19 protein-coding genes are annotated in these 15498 nt (G+C 57.1%); 17 read left to right on the top strand and 2 right to left on the bottom strand.

What is annotated here, in order from left to right:
- Window positions 1-166 precede the first annotated feature (166 nt).
- The 15 genes from rpsH to bfr all read left to right on the top strand — a co-directional run bounded on the left by rpsH (window position 167) and on the right by bfr (window position 9301).
- Window positions 167-559 (top strand): 30S ribosomal protein S8, encoded by a 393-nt coding sequence (gene rpsH, locus PLD_RS01310; protein ID WP_011063773.1) that lies wholly within the window; start codon window positions 167-169, stop codon window positions 557-559.
- Window positions 560-571: 12 nt separating this feature from the next.
- Entirely contained in the window at window positions 572-1105 is a 534-nt protein-coding gene (gene rplF / locus PLD_RS01305; RefSeq protein WP_025129400.1) for a 50S ribosomal protein L6, read from the top strand.
- Between the two features lie 10 nt (window positions 1106-1115).
- Window positions 1116-1466, top strand: coding sequence for a 50S ribosomal protein L18 (gene rplR / locus PLD_RS01300; protein WP_003186037.1), 351 nt, complete (start codon window positions 1116-1118; stop codon window positions 1464-1466).
- 3 nt (window positions 1467-1469) lie between these two features.
- A complete protein-coding gene (rpsE, locus tag PLD_RS01295; protein WP_007924184.1) occupies window positions 1470-1970 on the top strand; it encodes a 30S ribosomal protein S5 in 501 nt (166 codons plus the stop codon).
- Window positions 1971-1972: 2 nt separating this feature from the next.
- Window positions 1973-2149, top strand: a complete 177-nt coding sequence (gene rpmD / locus PLD_RS01290; protein ID WP_003176408.1) for a 50S ribosomal protein L30 — start codon at window positions 1973-1975, stop codon at window positions 2147-2149.
- A 3-nt stretch (window positions 2150-2152) separates the two neighbouring features.
- Window positions 2153-2587 (top strand): 50S ribosomal protein L15, encoded by a 435-nt coding sequence (rplO, locus tag PLD_RS01285; RefSeq protein ID WP_007924183.1) that lies wholly within the window; start codon window positions 2153-2155, stop codon window positions 2585-2587.
- Complete coding sequence (secY, locus tag PLD_RS01280) at window positions 2588-3916, top strand: preprotein translocase subunit SecY (RefSeq protein ID WP_007924182.1); 1329 nt, start codon at window positions 2588-2590, stop codon at window positions 3914-3916.
- Between the two features lie 24 nt (window positions 3917-3940).
- Complete coding sequence (gene rpmJ / locus PLD_RS01275; RefSeq protein WP_002555468.1) at window positions 3941-4057, top strand: 50S ribosomal protein L36; 117 nt, start codon at window positions 3941-3943, stop codon at window positions 4055-4057.
- A gap of 130 nt (window positions 4058-4187) precedes the next feature.
- Window positions 4188-4544 carry a 30S ribosomal protein S13 gene (rpsM, locus tag PLD_RS01270; RefSeq protein WP_003186020.1) on the top strand — a complete coding sequence of 119 codons (357 nt, stop codon included), beginning with the start codon at window positions 4188-4190 and terminating at the stop codon, window positions 4542-4544.
- A 30-nt stretch (window positions 4545-4574) separates the two neighbouring features.
- The gene (gene rpsK / locus PLD_RS01265; protein ID WP_007924177.1) at window positions 4575-4964 is read left to right on the top strand and encodes a 30S ribosomal protein S11; all 390 of its coding nucleotides are present in this window, start codon (window positions 4575-4577) and stop codon (window positions 4962-4964) included.
- An 18-nt stretch (window positions 4965-4982) separates the two neighbouring features.
- On the top strand, window positions 4983-5603 hold the full coding sequence (rpsD, locus tag PLD_RS01260) for a 30S ribosomal protein S4 (RefSeq protein ID WP_011063772.1): 621 nt from the start codon (window positions 4983-4985) through the stop codon (window positions 5601-5603).
- 22 nt (window positions 5604-5625) lie between these two features.
- Window positions 5626-6627 carry a DNA-directed RNA polymerase subunit alpha gene (rpoA, locus tag PLD_RS01255; protein WP_007970428.1) on the top strand — a complete coding sequence of 334 codons (1002 nt, stop codon included), beginning with the start codon at window positions 5626-5628 and terminating at the stop codon, window positions 6625-6627.
- Window positions 6628-6669: 42 nt separating this feature from the next.
- Complete coding sequence (gene rplQ, locus PLD_RS01250) at window positions 6670-7056, top strand: 50S ribosomal protein L17 (RefSeq protein WP_007924175.1); 387 nt, start codon at window positions 6670-6672, stop codon at window positions 7054-7056.
- Window positions 7057-7232: 176 nt separating this feature from the next.
- A complete protein-coding gene (locus PLD_RS01245) occupies window positions 7233-8681 on the top strand; it encodes a catalase (protein WP_159889131.1) in 1449 nt (482 codons plus the stop codon).
- Between the two features lie 155 nt (window positions 8682-8836).
- Window positions 8837-9301, top strand: a complete 465-nt coding sequence (bfr, locus tag PLD_RS01240; protein ID WP_011063770.1) for a bacterioferritin — start codon at window positions 8837-8839, stop codon at window positions 9299-9301.
- Window positions 9302-9417: 116 nt separating this feature from the next.
- Here the strand turns inward: bfr and uvrA are convergent, their stop codons facing one another.
- Window positions 9418-12252 carry an excinuclease ABC subunit UvrA gene (gene uvrA / locus PLD_RS01235; protein WP_159889129.1) on the bottom strand — a complete coding sequence of 945 codons (2835 nt, stop codon included), beginning with the start codon at window positions 12250-12252 and terminating at the stop codon, window positions 9418-9420.
- Window positions 12253-12430: 178 nt separating this feature from the next.
- On the opposite strand from uvrA, the gene PLD_RS01230 reads away from it, so the two are divergent.
- Window positions 12431-13825 carry an MFS transporter gene (locus PLD_RS01230; protein WP_159889127.1) on the top strand — a complete coding sequence of 465 codons (1395 nt, stop codon included), beginning with the start codon at window positions 12431-12433 and terminating at the stop codon, window positions 13823-13825.
- Window positions 13826-13834: 9 nt separating this feature from the next.
- Window positions 13835-14344, top strand: coding sequence for a single-stranded DNA-binding protein (locus tag PLD_RS01225; RefSeq protein WP_159889125.1), 510 nt, complete (start codon window positions 13835-13837; stop codon window positions 14342-14344).
- A 90-nt stretch (window positions 14345-14434) separates the two neighbouring features.
- Here PLD_RS01225 and PLD_RS01220 read toward each other — a convergent pair whose 3' ends face one another.
- Entirely contained in the window at window positions 14435-15487 is a 1053-nt protein-coding gene (locus tag PLD_RS01220; RefSeq protein ID WP_159889123.1) for a hypothetical protein, read from the bottom strand.
- Between the last annotated feature and the right edge of the window lie 11 nt (window positions 15488-15498).

Genomic DNA, 15498 nt, shown 5'->3' with positions numbered 1-15498 from the left:
TCGCCGGTGGCCTTGAGCATGAATCAAGCCCCTTTTGGGGCTTGATTCATTTCTGGGGTGTGTCTAGAATGACCGGCTCGCCTGAGCCCGTGTTTTTTGCCCGGAATTTCTCGGCGACAGTTGTAGCCGCAAGGCTAATTCTTTTTGTATCAGGAGCATCTAGCCCATGAGTATGCAGGACCCGTTAGCGGACATGCTAACTCGAATCCGTAATGCCCAGATGGCTGAAAAGTCCGTCGTAAGCATGCCGTCTTCCACGCTGAAGGTGGCTGTAGCAAAAGTCCTGAAGGACGAAGGTTACATCGCGGGTTATCAGATCAGCAGCGAAATCAAACCTCTGCTGTCCATCGAGCTGAAATACTTCGAAGGCCGTCCGGTCATCGAGGAAGTGAAGCGCGTTAGCCGTCCAGGCCTGCGTCAGTACAAGTCCGTTGAAGAACTGCCGAAAGTACGTGGCGGTCTTGGCGTGTCTATCGTCTCCACCAACAAGGGTGTGATGACTGATCGTGCTGCGCGCGCTGCCGGTGTCGGCGGCGAAGTTCTTTGCACTGTGTTCTAAGGGGGGATAAGCATGTCTCGCGTCGCTAAGAACCCCGTTAAGCTGCCAGCTGGTGTCGAAGTTAAATTCGCCGGCCAACAGCTTTCGGTGAAGGGTGCCAAGGGCACTCTCGAACTGAACGTTCACTCGTCCGTTGAAATTGTTGAGGAAGCTGGTGAGCTGCGTTTCGCTGCTCGCAATGGCGACCAACAAACTCGTGCAATGGCCGGTACCACTCGTGCTCTGGTAAACAACATGGTCCAAGGCGTTAGCCAAGGCTTCGAGCGTAAGCTCCAGCTGGTCGGTGTTGGTTACAAGGCACAAGCAAAAGGCACAGTGCTGAACCTGGCCCTCGGCTTCTCGCATCCAGTGGATTACGAACTGCCGGAAGGCATCACCGCTGAGACTCCTAGCCAGACCGATATCCTGATCAAGGGCATCGATAAGCAGCTGGTAGGTCAAGTGGCCGCTGAGATCCGCGACTTCCGTCCACCAGAGCCTTACAAAGGTAAAGGTGTGCGCTACGCGGACGAAGTCGTCCGTCGTAAAGAAGCCAAGAAGAAGTAGGGCATAGCAAATGACCGACAAAAAAGTTACTCGACTGCGTCGCGCTCGCAAAGCACGCCTGAAAATGCACGAACTCGAAGTCGTGCGTCTCTGCGTGTTCCGCTCTTCGCAGCACATCTACGCCCAGGTCATTTCGGCCGACGGCAACAAAGTCCTGGCAAGTGCCTCGACTTTGGATAAAGAACTGCGTGATGGCGCCACTGGCAACATCGACGCGGCCACTAAGGTTGGCCAGCTGGTCGCTACGCGTGCAAAAGCCGCTGGCGTCTCGCAGGTGGCTTTCGACCGCTCTGGCTTCAAGTATCACGGCCGCGTCAAGGCGCTGGCTGATGCTGCTCGTGAAGCTGGGCTGGAGTTCTAAGTTATGTCAAATAACGACCAAAAGCGCGACGAAGGCTACATCGAGAAGCTGGTTCAAGTTAACCGCGTAGCCAAAACCGTTAAAGGCGGCCGTATCTTCACTTTCACCGCGTTGACCGTGGTTGGTGATGGTAAAGGCCGTGTTGGCTTCGGCCGTGGCAAGTCGCGTGAAGTGCCTGCTGCGATCCAGAAGGCAATGGAAGCTGCTCGCCGCAACATGATCCAGGTTGATCTGAACGGCACCACTCTGCAGTACGCAATGAAGTCCGCTCACGGCGCTTCCAAGGTGTACATGCAGCCTGCTTCTGAAGGTACCGGTATCATCGCTGGCGGCGCTATGCGTGCTGTCCTCGAAGTTGCTGGCGTTCAGAACGTTCTGGCCAAGTGCTATGGCTCGACTAACCCGGTAAACGTGGTTCACGCCACTTTTAAAGGTTTGAAGGCTATGCAGTCCCCTGAATCCATTGCCGCCAAGCGTGGCAAAAGCGTCCAGGAGATTATCTGATCATGGCTACCGTTAAAGTAACGCTGATCAAAAGCATGACCGGCCGTATCCCTAACCACAAACTGTGCGTTAAGGGTCTGGGTCTGCGTCGCATCGGTCACACTGTAGAAGTCCAAGATACTCCCGAGAACCGCGGGATGATCAACAAGGCTTACTACATGCTGCGTGTCGAGGGTTAATCGATGAAACTCAATGATCTGAGTCCAGCGCCGGGTTCCCGTCGTGAAAAGCATCGTCCGGGCCGTGGTATCGGTAGTGGTTTGGGTAAGACTGGTGGCCGTGGTCACAAAGGTCAGACTTCCCGCTCCGGTGGCACCATTGCTCCAGGCTTTGAAGGCGGTCAACAGCCGCTGCATCGTCGCCTGCCGAAGTTCGGTTTCGTTTCCCTGAAAGCCATGGACCGCGCAGAAGTGCGTCTGTCCGAGCTGGCCAAAGTGGAAGGCGACATCGTCACCGTGCAGTCCCTAAAAGATGCCAACGTGATTAACCAGAACGTTCAGCGTGTGAAAATCATGCTGTCCGGCGAAGTTACTCGCGCTGTGACCATCAAGGGTATCGCAGCCACCAAAGGTGCGCGTGCGGCTATCGAAGCAGCTGGCGGCAAGTTCGAGGAATAAATGGCTAAGCAAGGTGCTCTCTCTGCGCTCGGCAAAGGCGGTATGTCTGAACTCTGGGCTCGTCTGCGTTTTCTGTTCCTGGCGATTATCGTCTACCGAATAGGCGCACACATCCCGGTTCCAGGTATCAACCCTGACCGACTCGCAGACCTGTTTCGACAGAATGAGGGGACCATTCTTAGCTTGTTCAACATGTTTTCCGGCGGCGCGCTGGAACGGATGAGCATCTTTGCACTGGGGATCATGCCGTACATCTCGGCCTCGATCATCATGCAACTGATGACAGCCGTCAGCCCGCAGTTGGAGCAGTTGAAGAAGGAAGGTGAAGCTGGCCGTCGCAAGATCAGCCAGTACACCCGCTACGGCACTGTCGTCCTAGCTCTGGTTCAGGCCATCGGTATGTCCGTTGGTCTGGCAGGGCAGGGCGTTGCGTTCACTGGTGACTTTGGCTTCCATTTCGTCGCGGTATCCACGTTTGTGGCTGGTGCGATGTTCATGATGTGGCTGGGTGAGCAGATTACTGAGCGTGGTGTTGGCAACGGTATCTCGATGTTGATTTTCGCAGGTATCGTCGCCGGTCTTCCGAGAGCGATCGGGCAGTCTTTCGAGTCTGCGCGTCAGGGTGATATCAACATTTTTGCCTTGGTTGCGATCGGTTTGCTGGCAGTAGCGATTATCGGTTTTGTGGTGTTCATTGAGCGTGGCCAGCGTCGTATTGCTGTTCACTACGCCAAGCGTCAGCAGGGCCGTAAGGTTTTTGCTGCGCAGACCAGCCACTTGCCGCTGAAAGTGAATATGGCCGGTGTTATTCCTGCTATCTTCGCGAGCAGCATTTTGCTGTTTCCGGCTTCGTTGGGTGCCTGGTTCGGTCAGTCTGAAGGTATGGGCTGGTTGCAGGACATCTCGCAGTCGATCGCTCCTGGTCAGCCGTTGAATATTCTGCTGTTTAGTGCAGGGATTATTTTCTTCTGCTTCTTCTATACGGCGTTGATGTTCAATCCGAAAGACGTAGCGGAAAACCTGAAGAAGTCCGGTGCCTTTATTCCGGGCATCCGTCCAGGTGAGCAGTCGGCGCGCTACATTGATGGCGTTCTGACCCGCTTGACCATGTTCGGTGCTCTATATATGACGGCCGTGTGTCTGTTGCCCCAGTTCCTGGTGGTTGCTGCAAACGTTCCGTTCTACCTTGGCGGGACCTCGTTGCTGATCGTGGTCGTGGTTGTTATGGACTTTATGTCGCAAGTACAATCGCACCTCGTTTCCCACCAGTACGAATCCCTGATGAAGAAAGCCAACCTGAAGGGTTACGGCAGCGGTATGCTGCGCTAATCCATAAGGTTCGAGGAGTTGGTGATGAAAGTTCGTGCATCGGTGAAAAAGCTGTGCCGTAACTGCAAGATTATTCGCCGCGAAGGTGTTGTTCGAGTAATTTGCAGCGCGGAACCGCGTCACAAACAGCGCCAAGGCTGAGTGTGATTGTGCTTCAAGCCCGGCAGCTAGTGCGCTGCCGGGTTGATTATTTGTTATTACAGCGATATTATCTCGCGCCCTATTTCTTGGCTTCCGGGGCGTAGGTAGCTGTCAATTGGAGTCCCACTGAATGGCCCGTATTGCAGGCGTTAACATTCCAGATAACAAGCATACTGTTATCTCGCTGACCTACATCTATGGTGTTGGTCGCACTACTGCGCAGAAAATCTGTGCAGTGACTGGGGTCAACCCAGCTGCGAAGATCAAGGATCTGAGCGACGAGCAAATTGAACAGCTGCGTGGCGAAGTGGCGAAGTTCACCACTGAAGGTGACCTGCGTCGCGAAATCAACATGAAAATCAAACGCTTGATGGATCTGGGCTGCTACCGCGGTCTGCGCCATCGTCGTGGTCTTCCAGTGCGCGGTCAGCGTACCAAGACCAACGCGCGTACTCGCAAAGGTCCGCGTAAGCCGATCCGCAAGTAATCGCACCAGCGAATCGACAGGAATTTAGTCATGGCAAAACCTGCTGCTCGTCCTCGTAAAAAGATTAAAAAGACAGTGGTTGATGGCATCGCCCACATCCACGCGTCTTTCAACAACACCATCGTGACCATCACCGACCGTCAAGGTAACGCTCTTTCCTGGGCTACCTCCGGTGGTTCGGGTTTCCGCGGTTCTCGCAAGTCCACCCCGTTCGCTGCTCAAGTAGCTGCTGAGCGTGCTGGTCAAGCTGCGCTGGAATATGGCCTGAAAAACCTCGACGTTAACGTCAAGGGCCCAGGTCCAGGTCGTGAATCCGCAGTCCGCGCTTTGAACGGCTGTGGCTACAAGATCGCCAGCATCACCGACGTGACGCCAATCCCGCATAACGGGTGCCGTCCGCCGAAGAAGCGCCGCGTGTAATCCAGGAGATTGTAAAGAATGGCTCGTTACATTGGTCCAAAATGCAAACTGGCTCGTCGCGAAGGCACCGATCTCTTCCTGAAGAGCGGCGTGCGCGCTATCGAATCCAAGTGCAACATCGAAGCAGCTCCTGGCATTCATGGCCAGCGCCGTGGTCGTCAATCCGACTACGGTACTCAGTTGCGTGAAAAGCAAAAAGTTCGTCGTATCTACGGTGTACTTGAGCGTCAATTCAGCGGCTACTACAAACAAGCAGCTGGCAAGAAGGGCGCAACCGGCGAAAACCTGTTGCAATTGCTCGAATGCCGTCTGGACAACGTTGTATACCGCATGGGCTTCGGTTCCACTCGTGCCGAATCCCGTCAGCTGGTATCGCACAAGTCGATCAGCGTAAACGGTCAGACCGTTAACGTTCCGTCCTACCAGGTTCGTGCTGGTGACGTGGTGGCTGTTCGCGAGAAAGCAAAAAACCAACTTCGCATTGTCCAAGCTCTCGATCTGTGTGCTCAACGTGGCCGCGTAGAATGGGTAGAAGTAGACACTGAGAAGAAGTCGGGCGTTTTCAAGAACGTTCCAGCTCGCAGTGATCTGTCCGCCGACATCAACGAAAGCCTGATTGTCGAGCTCTACTCCAAGTAAGGGCTAGAAAATAGGTGCATCCATGCAGATTTCGGTAAATGAGTTCCTGACACCCCGCCACATTGATGTGCAGGTTGTCAGTCCAACCCGCGCCAAGATCACCCTCGAGCCTCTCGAGCGTGGTTTTGGCCACACCCTGGGCAACGCGCTGCGCCGCATCCTGTTGTCCTCAATGCCCGGCTGTGCAGTAGTCGAGGCCGAGATTGACGGTGTGCTCCACGAGTACAGCGCCATCGAAGGTGTACAGGAAGACGTAATTGAAATCCTGTTGAACCTTAAAGGTCTGGCTATCAAGCTGCACGGCCGTGACGAAGTTACGCTGACCTTGTCGAAGAAGGGTTCGGGGGTGGTTACCGCTGCCGATATTCAGCTGGATCATGATGTCGAGATCGTTAACCCCGATCACGTAATCGCTAACCTGGCGTCTAACGGCGCCCTGAACATGAAGCTCGTAGTAGCTCGTGGTCGTGGTTATGAACCGGCCGACTCGCGTCAGAGCGATGAAGATGAAAGCCGCAGCATTGGTCGCTTGCAGCTTGACTCTTCGTTCAGCCCGGTGCGTCGCATCGCCTACGTGGTGGAAAACGCCCGTGTCGAGCAGCGTACTAACCTGGACAAGCTGGTTATTGATCTGGAAACCAACGGTACTCTGGATCCTGAAGAGGCTATCCGCCGTGCTGCAACCATTCTGCAACAGCAGTTGGCTGCGTTCGTCGACCTCAAAGGTGACAGTGAGCCAGTGGTAGTCGAGCAGGAAGACGAGATCGATCCGATCCTGCTTCGCCCGGTTGACGATCTGGAACTGACTGTACGTTCGGCTAACTGCCTTAAGGCGGAAAACATTTACTACATCGGCGACCTGATTCAGCGTACCGAAGTAGAACTGTTGAAGACTCCGAACCTGGGCAAGAAATCCTTGACTGAAATCAAGGACGTTCTGGCCTCCCGCGGTCTGTCCCTCGGCATGCGCCTCGACAACTGGCCGCCTGCAAGTCTTAAGAAGGACGACAAGGCGACTGCCTGATCGTCGTAATCACCGAACGTTGTGTTTGGTAAGGAATGAACCATGCGTCATCGTAAAAGTGGGCGTCACCTGAGCCGCACCAGCTCGCACCGCAAGGCCATGTTCCAAAACATGGCGGTGTCGCTGTTCGAGCACGAGCTGATCAAAACTACACTGCCGAAAGCTAAAGAGCTGCGTCGCGTTGCCGAGCCGCTGATCACTTTGGCCAAGACAGACAGCCTGGCTAACCGCCGTCTGGCTTTCGACCGTACTCGTTCGAAGGCTATCGTTGGTAAGCTCTTCAACGATCTGGGCAAGCGTTACGCTACCCGTGAGGGTGGCTACCTGCGCATCCTCAAGTGCGGTTTCCGCGCTGGCGACAACGCCCCTATGGCGTACGTTGAACTGGTTGATCGTGCTGTCGGCGGCGAAGCTGTATCCGCTGAGTAAGACGTCAGTCTGAAACAAGGAACCGGGCCTAGTGCCCGGTTTTTTGTGTCTGCATGCATTAGATATTTCTATCGCTAGATAATGCGTAATGCATTGGATGTTGTAACACTGGTGGTTAATACTCATCGTCAGCCGATTAGCCGGCAGTTCACCGGATTGACAGAGGAAGATTGAGCATGAGCCAAACTAAAACTCTTACTACCGCAAGTGGCGCTCCTGTCGCTGACAACCAGAACTCTCGTTCTGCCGGCCCTCGTGGCCCGTTGCTTCTCGACGATTTTCACTTGATCGAAAAGCTTGCCCATTTCAACCGCGAGAATATTCCCGAGCGTCGCGTGCACGCCAAGGGATCGGGCGCCTATGGCACCTTCACGGTCTCGCGCGATATTACGCAATACACCAGCGCCAAACTGTTTGAGGCGGTAGGCAAGAAGACTCCGACCTTCCTGCGTTTTTCCACCGTTGGGGGAGAGCGTGGTTCGGCTGATACCGAGCGAGACCCGCGTGGCTTTGCCCTCAAGTTCTATACCGAAGAGGGCAACTGGGACATCGTTGGCAATAACACGCCCGTGTTTTTCATTCGTGACCCGTTGAAGTTTCCCGATTTTATCCACACCCAAAAACGTCTGCCCCAGAGCAACCTGAAGAGCGCACAGATGATGTGGGATTTCTGGTCGCACTCGCCTGAGGCGTTGCACCAGGTCACTATTTTGTTCTCCGATCGGGGCATTCCTGACGGCTATCGCCATATGCACGGCTTTGGCAGTCATACCTACAGCCTGATCAACGCCAAGGGCGAGCGGCATTGGGTGAAGTGGCACTACAAGACCAAGCAGGGCATCAAGAACCTCGCGCCGGCAGAAGCAGCACGTTTGGCGGGTACTGATCCGGATTACGCGCAGCGCGATCTGTTCAATGCGATCGAGCGCGGAGATTTTCCGAAGTGGAGTGTGTGTATCCAGATCATGACTGAGGCTCAAGCCGCGGGGCACTATGAGAACCCGTTCGATGTGACTAAGACCTGGTCGCAGAAGGAGTTCCCTCTGATCGAGGTGGGTGAGTTGGAGTTGAACCGCAACCCGCTCAACTATTTCGCCGAGGTTGAACAGGCGGCTTTTGGTCCAAGCAACATGGTACCGGGTGTAGGGCTTTCACCAGACCGGATGCTGCAGGGGCGTGTATTTGCCTACGCGGACGCCCATCGCTATCGCGTCGGTACCAATCACCAGCAGTTGCCGGTCAATGCTCCAATGAGCCCGGTGAATAGTTACCAGCGTGACGGTGCCATGGCGTTCGGTTCTAACGGCGGTGCTGCACCTAACTACGAGCCCAACAGCTACGCTGATGCGCCGAAGCAGGCGCCGCGCTACGCCGAACCAGCACTGAACCTCACTGGCGCCGCAGATCGTTATGATCACCGTGAAGACACGGACTACTACAGCCATGCGGGTGCTCTGTTCCGTCTGATGAATGACGAACAGAAAGCATTGCTGATCAACAACATTGCCGGTGCGATGGCGGGGGTTACAGACGATGTGGTGGCGCGTCAGTTGCAACACTTCTTCAAGGCCGACCCGGCTTATGGCGAAGGTATTGCCAAGGCGTTGGGCGTATCGCTCAACTAAGTCTAAATAAGAAGCAGAACCGCCCTCATTAGGGCGGTTTTTGCGTAATTTCTACTGCTTTTCTCAGATATTCTTCACTTTTTTGCTTTTTCCTAAGTGACCTGCAAGTCAGCTTGCTTCAAACTACGCACTTTAAAGCAGGGAGATGTAGGGCGATGCAAGGTCACCCGGACGTAATCGATTACCTCAACACGTTGCTGACGGGCGAACTGGCAGCACGTGACCAATACTTTATCCATTCGCGGATGTACGAAGACTGGGGTTTCACCAAACTCTACGAGCGTATCAATCACGAAATGGAAGAAGAGGCGCAACATGCTGACGCCTTGATGCGCCGTATCCTGATGCTCGAAGGTACGCCACGGATGCGCCCCGATGATCTGGACACCGGGACCACTGTACCGGAGATGCTGGCCAGCGATCTGCGGCTGGAATACAAGGTCCGCGCTGCGCTGTGCAAAGGCATCGAGCTGTGCGAGCTGCACAAGGACTATGTCAGCCGTGACATCCTGCGTATTCAGTTGGCGGATACCGAAGAAGATCACACTTACTGGCTGGAGAAGCAGCTTGGGTTGATCAAGTCCATCGGGCTGGAGAACTACCTGCAGTCGCAGTTCTGACTGGAGAAAGCGTGGAGGTCGGTTCGCGAGCCGCTCGTTCTCACGCTAGACGCATCAAGCCTGAGAGGTAAGAAAACCCCTGTCACCCAGAGATGACAGGGGCTTTTTCGTGTTCCTCAGGCGCGATCGCGGGTCAGCAACGGCTTGAGGTAGTGCCCGGTATGAGACTGAGGCATCTCTGCCACTTGTTCCGGAGTACCGACAGCAATGATCTGTCCGCCTTTGGAGCCTCCTTCCGGTCCCAAGTCCACCAGCCAGTCGGCGGTCTTGATCACATCCAAGTTGTGCTCGATGACCACTACGGTGTTGCCGTGATCACGCAGGCGGTGCAGAACGTCCAGCAGTTGTTGAATGTCCGCGAAGTGCAGACCGGTGGTTGGCTCGTCGAGGATATACAGGGTTTTGCCGGTGTCACGCTTGGACAGCTCGCGAGACAGTTTGACCCGTTGGGCCTCGCCGCCGGACAAGGTGGTGGCTGACTGGCCGAGCTTGATGTAGGACAGGCCCACGTCCATCAACGTCTGCAGCTTGCGCGCCAGGGCCGGGACCGGATCGAAGAATTCGCGGGCTTCCTCGATGGTCATTTCCAGCACCTCGTGGATGTTCTTGCCCTTGTATTTGATCTCCAGGGTCTCGCGGTTGTAACGCTTGCTCTTGCAGACGTCGCAGGGCACGTAGATGTCTGGCAGAAAATGCATTTCTACCTTGATCAGGCCATCGCCCTGACAGGCTTCGCAGCGCCCGCCCTTGACGTTGAAGGAGAAGCGCCCTGGTCCGTAGCCACGCGAGCGAGATTCCGGTACGCCGGCGAACAGCTCTCGGATAGGGGTGAACAGCCCGGTATAGGTGGCCGGGTTGGAACGTGGTGTACGACCGATCGGGCTCTGATCGATGTCCACCACTTTATCCAGGTGCTGCAAACCATTGATGCTGTCGTGAGGCGCGGCCTCCAGGGTGGTAGCGCCATTGAGCGCGGTGGCACTCAAGGGGAACAAGGTGTTGTTGATCAGCGTCGATTTTCCGGAGCCGGACACCCCGGTTACGCAGGTCAGTAGGCCAATAGGAATTTCCAGGTCGACATTGCGCAGGTTGTTGCCGCGAGCGCCCTTGAGTGTCAGGGATAGCTTTTTATTACGCGGCGTGCGTTTGGCCGGCACGACAATTTTCACCCGGCCCGACAAGTACTTACCGGTCAGCGAGTCCGGGTGCGCCATGACTTCCGCTGCGGTGCCTTCGGCAACGATGTGACCGCCGTGCACACCAGCCCCCGGCCCGATATCCACCACGTAGTCGGCGAGGCGAATGGCATCCTCATCGTGTTCGACCACGATCACCGTATTGCCGATATCCCGCAGGTGTTTCAGGGTTCCCAGCAAGCGGTCGTTGTCGCGTTGATGCAGGCCGATGGAGGGCTCGTCGAGGATGTACATCACCCCTACCAGGCCAGCACCGATCTGGCTGGCTAGACGGATACGCTGGGCCTCACCGCCAGACAGGGTATCGGCGCTGCGATCCAGGGTCAGGTAGTCGAGCCCGACGTTCACCAGAAACTGCAGGCGCTCGCGGATCTCCTTGAGAATCTTGTCGGCGATTTCACCGCGACGCCCGGTGAGCTTCAGTGTGCCGAAATAGTTGGTCGCGTCGCCGATGGGCAGGCTGGTAACCGCCGGCAGGGTTTTCTCGCCGACCCAAACATGCCGCGCCTCACGACGCAGGCGCGTGCCGCGGCAGTCGGGGCAGGGCTGGGTGCTGAGAAACTTGGCCAGCTCTTCACGCACGGTGGCTGACTCGGTTTCCCGGTAGCGACGCTCCAGGTTCGGCACAATCCCTTCGAACGGGTGGGAGCGCTTGACGATATCGCCTCGGTCGTTGAGGTACTTGAAGTCGACATTCTGTGTACCGCTACCGTGCAGAATGACTTTCTGCTGATCCGCCGGCAGTTGGTTGAACGGTACTTCCAGGCTGAAACCGTAATGAGCGGCCAGCGAGCCGAGCATCTGGAAGTAATAGACGTTGCGTCGGTCCCAGCCGCGAATCGCGCCTTCGGCCAGGGTCAGTTCGCCATTGACCAAGCGTTTGATGTCGAAGAACTGCTTGACCCCCAGGCCGTCACAGGTAGGGCAGGCGCCGGCCGGGTTGTTGAAGGAGAACAGCTTGGGTTCCAGTTCGCTGATGGCATGGCCGCAGATCGGACAGGCGAAGCGTGCGGAGAAGATCGTCTCTTCTCCCGGTTCGTCATCCATTGATGCGACCAGGGCAATCCCGTCCGCCAGTTTCAGCGCAGTCTCAAAGGATTCCGCCAGACGCTGTTGCAGGTCGCCACGCACCTTGAAGCGATCGACCACCACATCAATGGAATGCTTTTTCTGTTTATCCAGCTTCGGCAATTCGTCCAGTTCGAACAGCTTGCCGTTGACCCGTGCGCGGACGAAGCCCTGAGCGCGAAGCTCCTCGAATACCGAAAGATGCTCACCCTTGCGTTCGCGAATCACCGGTGCCAGCAGCATCAGCTTGCTGCCCTCAGGCTGTGCCAGCACCAGGTCGACCATCTGGCTCACGGTCTGGGCTTCCAGCGGGATGTCGTGATCCGGGCACCGTGGTGTACCGACGCGGGCATAGAGCAGGCGCAGGTAATCGTAGATCTCGGTGATGGTGCCGACGGTGGAGCGCGGGTTGTGAGAGGTGGATTTCTGTTCGATGGAAATGGCCGGTGATAGCCCTTCGATGGTGTCGACATCGGGCTTTTCCATCATCGACAGGAACTGACGAGCATAGGCCGACAGCGACTCCACATAGCGGCGCTGACCTTCGGCATACAAGGTGTCGAAGGCCAGGGATGATTTGCCGGAACCAGACAGCCCGGTGATGACGATCAGCTTGTCCCGTGGCAGGGTCAGGTCGATGTTCTTCAGGTTGTGGGTTCGGGCCCCACGAATCAGAATCTTGTCCAAAAGCGGCCTCGATCGGCGGGCGTAAAGGCAGGAGTATAAAACCAAATACTGGATGGATGCACACTATGATGCGGTGCTTTTTCGGTCGCGGATGAGGGCTGCGCGGCAAAGCGTCGCCATATACCCCCTCAATCGATCGGACTGGTAGAATCGCCGCCGGTTCACACGAGGTTTTTCCATGCACGATCCCCACAGCGAACGCATGAGTGGCAGCGAGACCCGCGCGGCAAGCGGTCTGGCCCTGGTGTTCGCCTTCCGTATGCTTGGCATGTTTATGGTATTGCCGGTCCTGGCGACCTATGGAATGGATTTCGCAGGAGCGACCCCGGCCCTGATCGGGCTGGCAATTGGGGCTTATGGCCTGACCCAGGCAGTTTTTCAGATTCCTTTCGGCGTCATCTCTGACCGCATCGGGCGTCGTCCGGTGATTTACCTGGGGCTGATTGTGTTCGCTCTGGGCAGCGTGCTGGCGGCTAATGCCGACTCGATCTGGGGCATCATCGCCGGACGCATTCTGCAAGGTGCGGGGGCGATTTCGGCAGCCGTCATGGCGTTGTTATCGGACCTGACCCGCGAGCAGCATCGTACCAAGGCCATGGCCATGATCGGCATGACCATCGGCCTGTCCTTTGCCGTGGCCATGGTGGTCGGTCCGCTCCTGACTCGCAGTTTTGGCCTGTCGGGGCTGTTCCTGGCCACCGGCGCGATGGCCCTGCTGGGTATCCTGATCATCGCGTTCATGGTGCCGCGCTCTACCGGTCCCTTGCAGCATCGTGAATCGGGGGTGGCGCGCCAGGCCCTGATACCGACACTCAAACATCCCGATCTGTTGCGCCTGGACCTGGGCATCTTTGTATTGCACGCGATGCTCATGTCGAGCTTCGTCGCGTTGCCCTTGGCGTTGGTCGAGAAAGCCGGCCTGCCCAAGGAGCAGCACTGGTGGGTCTACCTCACCGCCTTGTTGATTTCTTTCTTCGCCATGATTCCGTTCATCATCTACGGCGAGAAGAAACGCAAAATGAAACGAGTTTTACTCGGGGCTGTCATTACCCTGCTGCTCACCGAGCTATTCTTCTGGAGGTTCGGCGACAGCTTGCGGGCGCTGGTGATCGGCACTGTGGTGTTCTTCACCGCATTCAACTTGCTAGAGGCTTCGCTACCGTCGCTGATCAGCAAGGTGTCGCCGGCGGGCGGCAAGGGCACGGCAATGGGGGTTTATTCCACCAGCCAGTTCCTGGGTTCGGCACTGGGCGGCATCCTCGGCGGCTGGTTGTTCCAGCATGGCGGTTTGTCGGTTGTGTTCCTGGGAGGCGCAGGTCTGGCTGCACTCTGGCTGGCCTTTGCTGTTACCATGCGCGAGCCCCCGTATGTGACGAGCCTGCGCTTGCCGTTATCGCCCGCAGCGATCCGCGAAGCCGGCCTGGTCGAGCGCCTGAAGGCCGTTGTTGGGGTAACAGATGCCGTTGTGGTGGCCGAAGAGGCCGCCATTTACATCAAATTGGACACCGAATTATTGGATCGCACGACCCTCGAGCAGCTGGTCAATCCAGCGCCGACGGCGCGCGAAGCCTAGGAGAACGTTATGGCCCGTGGGGTTAACAAAGTCATATTGGTCGGCACTTGCGGCCAGGATCCCGAAGTTCGCTACCTGCCTAACGGTAACGCCGTGACCAACCTGAGTCTGGCCACCAGTGAACAGTGGACCGACAAGCAGACCGGTCAGAAGGTCGAGCGAACTGAATGGCACCGCGTGTCGATGTTCGGCAAGGTGGCCGAGATTGCTGGCGAGTACCTGCGCAAAGGTTCGCAGGTCTACATCGAAGGCAAGCTGCAGACCCGCGAGTGGGAAAAAGACGGTATCAAGCGCTACACCACCGAGATCATTGTCGACATGCAGGGCACCATGCAACTGCTGGGCGGCCGTCCACAGGGCGACCAGCAAGGCCAGGGTGGCATGTCCAACTCGGCACCGCGTCCTCAGCAATCGCGTCCAGCGCCGCAGCCACAGCGTGAGGCGCGCCCAGCGCCACAGCAGGCCGCTCCGCAGCCGGCACCGGATTTCGACAGCTTTGATGACGATATTCCGTTCTGATCGTCTTCTTTGGCGTTCAGCATCGATGAAAACGGGGCCCACGCAGGGCCCCGTTTTTTTATGCGTTTTTCCTTCAGGCGGTGGCTAGGGTCAGAGCGCTATCCGACGTAGCCGTCCACTCAGTGCGACTACTTGATCATTCGCGGTAGGAATCGGCCGTCCGCTAAGGCCCATTCCTTCGCTCACCAGTACCGCATCCCTGACGCAGCACAGGTTGGAAGGCGTATCCAGACCGTTGGCGAGCACCTGGACACTGCGCTGCTGCAGGTCACAGCGCAGCAGCCGGCCGCTAAAACGGGCGAAGCCGCCGTGCAGGGGCTCGCCGGCCCAGTCCAAAGCTAGCGGTTGCAAGAGGCGGTCGCACAACTCCAGCACCAGGACCTGGCCTTGCGGGGTGAGGGCCAGTCCGGTGGGCAGTTGCAGCCCACGAATCACTACCTCGATCCTGCCGTTTTCCGGCCAGACCCGAATCACCTGACCGGCCTTGTCGGCAAATTCGATGCCTTGGCGCGCCGGGTCTTTGCGTAATTCACCGGAAAACAGGCTGATCAATAGCGCCTCGGTGTGCGGCTCGTATACCAGAGTCACAGGGACGGCTTCCTGGCCTTGGTCCAGATCGGGCAATTGAGCCAGGACTTGCTCGCCGTCGTGGGTGAACTCCACCAGTTGATTGGTATCGGGCTTGACCGCCAGCCAGCTTCGGCGGGTGGGGTGATAGCACAGTGAGTTGAGGTTGCCGCGTGCGTGGAACATCGGCTCGGGCGGGCTGTATTGCAGGTCGAGGATTTTTGAGCCGTCGACGTAGTCGGTTTGGCTGACTAGGTAGAGGCCGTCCCCCGCAGCGATATCCGATAGGCCCATGATCTCGTCGCGCAGCATGCGCGATTGCATGTTCATCGAGCGAAATCCCTGGACCAGTACCTGCGGCGGCAGGTAGCTGCCGGGTGCTTGCGGGTCGGGTCGCAGGTGACTGAGGCGGCCACTGAAGGGCTGCTCCGGCAGGCCTGAACCGGCTTCAACGAGCAGCAGGCTGCCATCCTCTTGTACACAAACACCGCGCGGGTTGAGCAGGCCGTCGGCGATGACGCGGCTGGGGCGTAACGCCTGCTCGGGGTGAGCGGGAATAGACAGGGCAACGGTCATGCTTGTCTCCT

It is taken from the genome of Pseudomonas sp. LD120, assembly GCF_009861525.1.
In the GTDB taxonomy this organism is placed as follows: Bacteria; Pseudomonadota; Gammaproteobacteria; order Pseudomonadales; family Pseudomonadaceae; genus Aquipseudomonas.
Note: the sequence above shows the minus strand (reverse complement) of the source record. Positions and strands in the feature narration are given on the sequence as shown.

Excerpts from the sequence above, each read along its gene's own strand:
- PLD_RS01230 (WP_159889127.1), top strand. The coding sequence starts at position 12,431 with ATGCACGATCCCCACAGCGAACGCATGAGTGGCAGCGAGACCCGCGCG.
- rplF (WP_025129400.1), top strand. The coding sequence starts at position 572 with ATGTCTCGCGTCGCTAAGAACCCCGTTAAGCTGCCAGCTGGTGTCGAA.
- rpsK (WP_007924177.1), top strand. The coding sequence starts at position 4,575 with ATGGCAAAACCTGCTGCTCGTCCTCGTAAAAAGATTAAAAAGACAGTG.
- rplR (WP_003186037.1), top strand. The coding sequence starts at position 1,116 with ATGACCGACAAAAAAGTTACTCGACTGCGTCGCGCTCGCAAAGCACGC.
- rpsD (WP_011063772.1), top strand. The coding sequence starts at position 4,983 with ATGGCTCGTTACATTGGTCCAAAATGCAAACTGGCTCGTCGCGAAGGC.
- rpmJ (WP_002555468.1), top strand. The coding sequence starts at position 3,941 with ATGAAAGTTCGTGCATCGGTGAAAAAGCTGTGCCGTAACTGCAAGATT.
- bfr (WP_011063770.1), top strand. The coding sequence starts at position 8,837 with ATGCAAGGTCACCCGGACGTAATCGATTACCTCAACACGTTGCTGACG.
- PLD_RS01245 (WP_159889131.1), top strand. The coding sequence starts at position 7,233 with ATGAGCCAAACTAAAACTCTTACTACCGCAAGTGGCGCTCCTGTCGCT.
- PLD_RS01225 (WP_159889125.1), top strand. The coding sequence starts at position 13,835 with ATGGCCCGTGGGGTTAACAAAGTCATATTGGTCGGCACTTGCGGCCAG.
- rplO (WP_007924183.1), top strand. The coding sequence starts at position 2,153 with ATGAAACTCAATGATCTGAGTCCAGCGCCGGGTTCCCGTCGTGAAAAG.
- rpmD (WP_003176408.1), top strand. The coding sequence starts at position 1,973 with ATGGCTACCGTTAAAGTAACGCTGATCAAAAGCATGACCGGCCGTATC.
- PLD_RS01220 (WP_159889123.1), bottom strand. The coding sequence starts at position 15,487 with ATGACCGTTGCCCTGTCTATTCCCGCTCACCCCGAGCAGGCGTTACGC.
- rpsH (WP_011063773.1), top strand. The coding sequence starts at position 167 with ATGAGTATGCAGGACCCGTTAGCGGACATGCTAACTCGAATCCGTAAT.
- rplQ (WP_007924175.1), top strand. The coding sequence starts at position 6,670 with ATGCGTCATCGTAAAAGTGGGCGTCACCTGAGCCGCACCAGCTCGCAC.
- rpsE (WP_007924184.1), top strand. The coding sequence starts at position 1,470 with ATGTCAAATAACGACCAAAAGCGCGACGAAGGCTACATCGAGAAGCTG.
- rpoA (WP_007970428.1), top strand. The coding sequence starts at position 5,626 with ATGCAGATTTCGGTAAATGAGTTCCTGACACCCCGCCACATTGATGTG.
- rpsM (WP_003186020.1), top strand. The coding sequence starts at position 4,188 with ATGGCCCGTATTGCAGGCGTTAACATTCCAGATAACAAGCATACTGTT.
- secY (WP_007924182.1), top strand. The coding sequence starts at position 2,588 with ATGGCTAAGCAAGGTGCTCTCTCTGCGCTCGGCAAAGGCGGTATGTCT.